We start from the raw sequence: 5,239 nt of genomic DNA on the forward strand, positions 1-5,239 counted from the left end.
AGGAATATCTTTAGATGTAAAGCTTTTGCCTTTATTACTCTTTAGCTTTACTCTACCATTATGAGGACATTTAAGCTCATTATCTTCTAATATAGGACAGAGGAATGCAGTGGAGAGAGATTGTGTATTGTCTTTAGATTTAGTTTCTAAGGCTTGTCTATGTTGTTGTTCTGTTTGTTTGGTTGGCTTTGTTGTGGTAAGTAGATTGATAGTGAAACGAGTATCGATAGGTTGTATTTCTTTGATATGTTCCATATTTGTATCTTGATTTGTATCTTGAGAGGTATTCATCACTAATCCTTGATATTAACTATATGCGTGATAATAATAATTCGTCATTTTCATCGTTGCATTATGATAACATACTTCTATATTATCGCTTTCATCACTGATATAGACTTCTCCCTTTTTACCATAGAAAAATCTAGGATTATCCATATCTTCCTCACCACCTCTAAGTAATAATGAATACAAATAAACATCACAAGGAGTATTGTTTAAATCAATTTTGAAATCTATTTCTAATTGCTTGGAATCTATAATGCTGTTGTCTCTAGTAAAGATAGTTACTTTATTATTGCATTGTAATATGAGATGAGTAAAGCTAAGAGAAGTATTAGCAAGATAGCTGTTGTTAGAATCTTGGAAGTTGGTAAAAGAACGAATGTGAGATTGAGGGTCTTTAAGAGAATCTAAGAATATAATTTTTGTATCTTTATCGTTAGATTCTAATACAAGATAAGAATCTTTTGTGATAGAGACATTATTGTTTGTGGTGTTTAGATTCTGTGTATTACTTTTAGAAAATCTTGCTTCTTGTTGCTCTTGTCTTTCTTTTTCTCTTTGCTTTTTTGCGTGTTCTTTTTGTATTTCTTGCAACTTAGATTCTCTTTGCTTAGAATCTAATCCTTGTAATTGTTGCTCTAGCTCTTGTTGTTGTTTTTGTAATTCTTGCAATTCTTTATCTTGTGTTTGCTTTCTTATCTGCATTATGGATTTATAGAGGATGATTCTTTCATTAATGTAATCTTGTGTTAAGGTTTGCTTATCAGCAATAAAGAGTATATAAAAGTCAGATTTATAGTTATAAAACTCTCTCCAATTAGATTCTTTTAATAATGGCTCTTTATTAGAATCTAAAAGTATATAATCCTCACAGAAATATAGTGCCTTGAGTAAGTAAATAGGGGAATCTTTGGTAATAGTTTCTATATCTTTTATATTAATTTTTTGAATAAAAGCTACATTTGGATTATCTAGTGAGGCTACAGAAATCACCTCATGGGCATCATATTTATCTTTAATTTGTTTCAAATTTATATTAAATTGCTGTTGATTAAAATTAAGTTTAATGTTTGATTTTTTATCTTTTGGACTATTTTGAATAGGTTCGTTTGTTGTATTCGGTTGTTTGGAATCTGGCTGTGATGTTGTATCATCATTTTTCAATATTTTACATACTATCATATCTGTATCTTTTGATAAAATGCTAAGAGAACTATTGGTATCATAAAATGAGCAAAGATTTTTTAAAGTATGGTAGTATGGATATATTTGATGTGCTTTATCTGTAGCTTTACCTAAAAAGATACTAGATTTATATGTATTTTGTAATCCTTTATCCAATATTTTTCGTCCCGTATTTATTGTTGAAGCTACTCCTTGAGTTGTAAGCAATGAGCCCAAATAATACCACGGTCTATCTTTTACATCTTCTTTAATTAACTGAAAAAGATTTTTTGCCTTATCCAGACTATCAATACTCTTTATACCCATCCGTAACATTTTTAATTCATTTATAGCTTCTTGTTGATAATAATCTTTCATCACAACACTGCCATGTTGCCAATCTCTTAACCCAGAGATTCTCCCTAGAAAATCCCCAAACTGATATGGTGCGACAATAAAAGTATCGTAAATGCCGTTACCAAAATCCTTTACATGTCCAATAAAATCCTTATTTCCCATAGATGTCTCCTTTATAAATTATTTCATTTTTAACCAAAGATTCCAAATATCCCGAATATAGATGAGATAATAATAACCGCAAATATAAAATACTTTAGCCAAATAATATATGATTTTTGTGTTTTGTTGCATGGTAAAATTTGTGTTTGATACAAGGGGATAAAACACATTATAATAAAATTAATACATACTATAAGTAAAAAAGATAATAAAAATGCAATAAACATATTTGCGTTATTGTGAAATATATAATTCCAAAATATATTGATACACACTGCAATTACTAGCCACATAATCCAAGAAATCATAAATGTTTCGTTTAGTCGTCCCAAAAACATAATTATTTTATTTGTTTGATAAGCTGTTGAGCAGTTTGGACACTGCAACACATCGCCCATTTTTAAATCATAAATATTCCAAATACTCTGTAATTTATTGATTCTATTCCCACATACTTCACATGTTTTATAAAGTAGCATTTGATAGTCTCCTTAGCTTATCAATTTGACATTATAATTAATAATGCTAGCATTTAACAAATCAGATTCTAAAATCATAGGAATGTCTTTAGATTTGAAGCTTTTACCTTTCTTACTCTTTAGCTTTACTATGCCATCATGAGGACATTTAAGTTCATTATCTTCTAGTATAGGACAGAGGAATGCAGTGGAGAGAGATTCTTTGTTGTCATTGCGAGAAGCTTTAGCTTCGTGGCAATCTCTCTCTTGTTTTACTATCTCTTGAGATTCAGAGCTATTACATTCTAGCTTGATATTTAGGCTAGAATGAATAAGAGAATAATGAAGTATTGTAAGAGTAGAGGAGTGGAGGAATATTTGGAGGGTGGAAGTGGATATATTCTTGTCATTGCGAGAAGTGTTAGCTTCGTGGCAATTCATAGCATTAGAATCTGTAGAATTGTTGTTTGTGGATTGCTTAGAATCTTTGTTTGTGGATTGCTTCGTCATTTCATTCCTCGCAATGACAGAATCTATATCCTCTCCACCTTGTAAGTAATACATGGGTTTAGATTCTATCAACTCTCCCTCTTTGTCTAATTCCCCAAAGTATAAAGGATGAGATTCTATTTCTTTTGAGCCATGAAGGAGAGTAGAGTAGAGGAAGATTTGAGTGTTAGGAGAATTAAGAATATCTAGGGTGAGATTAGAATCTCTAAATGTATCATTAGAATCTAAAGTGGGATTAGAGGCTATCTTAGAATCTGTGTATGTATCCTTATAGTCTCTAAGTAGAGATTCTATCTCTGCTATATCTATTTCACTGCCATTCTTAGTAAATATATCTATCTTGTTATTATGGAGGTGGAGGAGGTTGGATAGAGAGAGATTGTTAGGTTGAGTGGTGCTTATGGATTGCCACGAAGTCGTGCCGACTTCTCGCAATGACGAAACATTGCTTGATTGATTAGAATCTAGCTTATCTAAGAATATTATCTTTATACTTTTATCATTTGATTCTAGGATAAGATGATTTGAATCTTTGGATTTATCTTTTTTACTAAACCTTGCTTGTCTTTGTTCTCTCTCTAATTCTTTTAGCTCTCTCTCGTATTCTTCATAACTTAGATTATTTATTCTTTTTTGTTCTTGCTCTATTTCACTTTGTCTCTCTTGTTTTATTTGCATTATAGATTTATAGAGGGCTTTTCTAGCCTCTAAATACTCATCACTTAGAGAATCTCTATTTGCGATAAAAGAGAGATAGAAAGATGATTTATACCCAAAGTTTTTTATAGCATTATTATCATCAAGCGTAGGATTGTTGCTTGAATCGAGTGCTATATAGTTTTCACATTGATAGAGGGCTTTAAGCAAAGCAATGGGAGAAGCTTTGGTGAGGGAGGAGATGTTATCTAAATAAACTTTTTTAATATATGCGTAAGTATCTGTATTATTAATTTGTGTAACCTCACCATTATTGAACTGCTCAACTTGTTTCACGAGAGCATCATTTGCCTCTATAATTCTTTCTTCAAGTGTTTTTATTTTAATTTCGTCCATTCTCTCCCCTAATATCCATTCAAAATTCTATTAATAGCACCATTCATTAAGTAGCTCTCAAAACCACTAAACATATCTATTGGATTGTTGTAGCGACCTTTTTGTTTAGGTAGCTTAGATTCTATGTAATCAAATATTGTATTAAAAAATTCTTCTGAATATTTTTCTGTTATATCGCCCGCTATAAATGCTATACTTACTGAAGTAAAGCCACTTTCTGGACCTGTATATATCAATATTAATCCTGTTACAACAGCACCCGAAACTCCCGAACTAAACTTTGCCAATGCCCTTTTTACGCTTTTTGTTTCACTATAAACAATGTAAGTATCACCAATAATAGCAATTTTCCCAAAAACACTATTATACTTCTTAAGAGATTTTTTGAGTTCTTTTTCTGTATTAACATATGGTTGATAAGCTTCAGTCAGTATATCAACTGCCTTATGACCATTTTTAATAGCTTCCCACTCTTTCTTTTCTTCTTCTGTAAGCATTTTCTACCCTCTGCATTCTTGCTTGTATCGATTTAGCACGACTTTATTAAAGCTTTGTAAGAGATTTGCTAAGATGAAGCTAAGTTTATGATTTTCACTAATCAAATGCAAATTCGGCTCTCTTTGACTGATAGTCTTAGCTGAAGTCTCATTATCGAGGATAGATTCATCTAAAATCCGTAAAATTTCAAGATTTTTAGAATCTGTATAAAACTCATCAAAAGCACTGCAAAATGTGCTTGTATCTTTTTGTAATAAAATGCTATTTTCATCAAGCAAATATGTTGCAATAGATTCTATGCTTTTTGCCCTAAGTGGTGCATCCCAATCATCGCTTTTAATCACCTCAAGCATATCATTATAAGTGATTTTTTGTGTAGAATCTAAGCTAGATTTTATCTCATCAATCTGTGGAATCTTATCAATCTTTAGGACGATATTTGCGATGATTGGCAAGGGGTTAGCAATCTGCTTTTCCATCATCTCAAATGCACGCTCAATATTAGCCTGACTTGTATCCTGTGTCTCACAGGCATTAAAGCAAATACTTAAGGATAAACAAATAATTAGAAATAATTTATTCATCTACGCCACCCTTTTAGATTCTAATAAATGAGATTTTATATTATAGTTGGCAATATTTCTATAAAGTGAATTATAAGTATAGACTTCATTTATTATCCCTCTCTCTCCTTTATCATATCTAGCAAAGCTCAAGGTAAATAATTGTGCTAGACAGCCTCCTAATGAATG

At 31.1% G+C, this 5,239-nt stretch carries 5 protein-coding genes and 1 pseudogene; all 6 read right to left on the bottom strand.

What is annotated here, in order from left to right; all coding sequences use genetic code 11:
• A pseudogene (locus CQA53_RS09990) lies at positions 1-291 on the bottom strand (hypothetical protein); the annotation flags it as partial.
• Between the two features lie 15 nt (positions 292-306).
• On the bottom strand, positions 307-1,968 hold the full coding sequence (locus CQA53_RS09995) for a hypothetical protein (protein ID WP_115543836.1): 1,662 nt from the start codon (positions 1,966-1,968) through the stop codon (positions 307-309).
• A 29-nt stretch (positions 1,969-1,997) separates the two neighbouring features.
• Positions 1,998-2,447 carry a hypothetical protein gene (locus CQA53_RS10000; RefSeq protein ID WP_115543837.1) on the bottom strand — a complete coding sequence of 150 codons (450 nt, stop codon included), beginning with the start codon at positions 2,445-2,447 and terminating at the stop codon, positions 1,998-2,000.
• Between the two features lie 12 nt (positions 2,448-2,459).
• On the bottom strand, positions 2,460-3,989 hold the full coding sequence (locus tag CQA53_RS10005) for a hypothetical protein (RefSeq protein ID WP_115543838.1): 1,530 nt from the start codon (positions 3,987-3,989) through the stop codon (positions 2,460-2,462).
• Positions 3,990-3,997: 8 nt separating this feature from the next.
• Complete coding sequence (locus CQA53_RS10010) at positions 3,998-4,486, bottom strand: hypothetical protein (RefSeq protein ID WP_115543839.1); 489 nt, start codon at positions 4,484-4,486, stop codon at positions 3,998-4,000.
• A gap of 3 nt (positions 4,487-4,489) precedes the next feature.
• Positions 4,490-5,071: a hypothetical protein gene (locus tag CQA53_RS10015; protein WP_115543840.1), complete on the bottom strand. Its 582-nt coding sequence runs from the start codon at positions 5,069-5,071 to the stop codon at positions 4,490-4,492.
• Between the last annotated feature and the right edge of the window lie 168 nt (positions 5,072-5,239).

Origin of the sequence: Helicobacter didelphidarum, from assembly GCF_003364195.1 — a bacterium.
GTDB classification, from domain to species: Bacteria; Campylobacterota; Campylobacteria; order Campylobacterales; family Helicobacteraceae; genus Helicobacter_A; species Helicobacter_A didelphidarum.

Coding starts and splice junctions, on each gene's coding strand:
- CQA53_RS10015 (WP_115543840.1), bottom strand. CDS start 5,071: ATGAATAAATTATTTCTAATTATTTGTTTATCCTTAAGTATTTGCTTT.
- CQA53_RS09995 (WP_115543836.1), bottom strand. CDS start 1,968: ATGGGAAATAAGGATTTTATTGGACATGTAAAGGATTTTGGTAACGGC.
- CQA53_RS10000 (WP_115543837.1), bottom strand. CDS start 2,447: ATGCTACTTTATAAAACATGTGAAGTATGTGGGAATAGAATCAATAAA.
- CQA53_RS10010 (WP_115543839.1), bottom strand. CDS start 4,486: ATGCTTACAGAAGAAGAAAAGAAAGAGTGGGAAGCTATTAAAAATGGT.
- CQA53_RS10005 (WP_115543838.1), bottom strand. CDS start 3,989: ATGGACGAAATTAAAATAAAAACACTTGAAGAAAGAATTATAGAGGCA.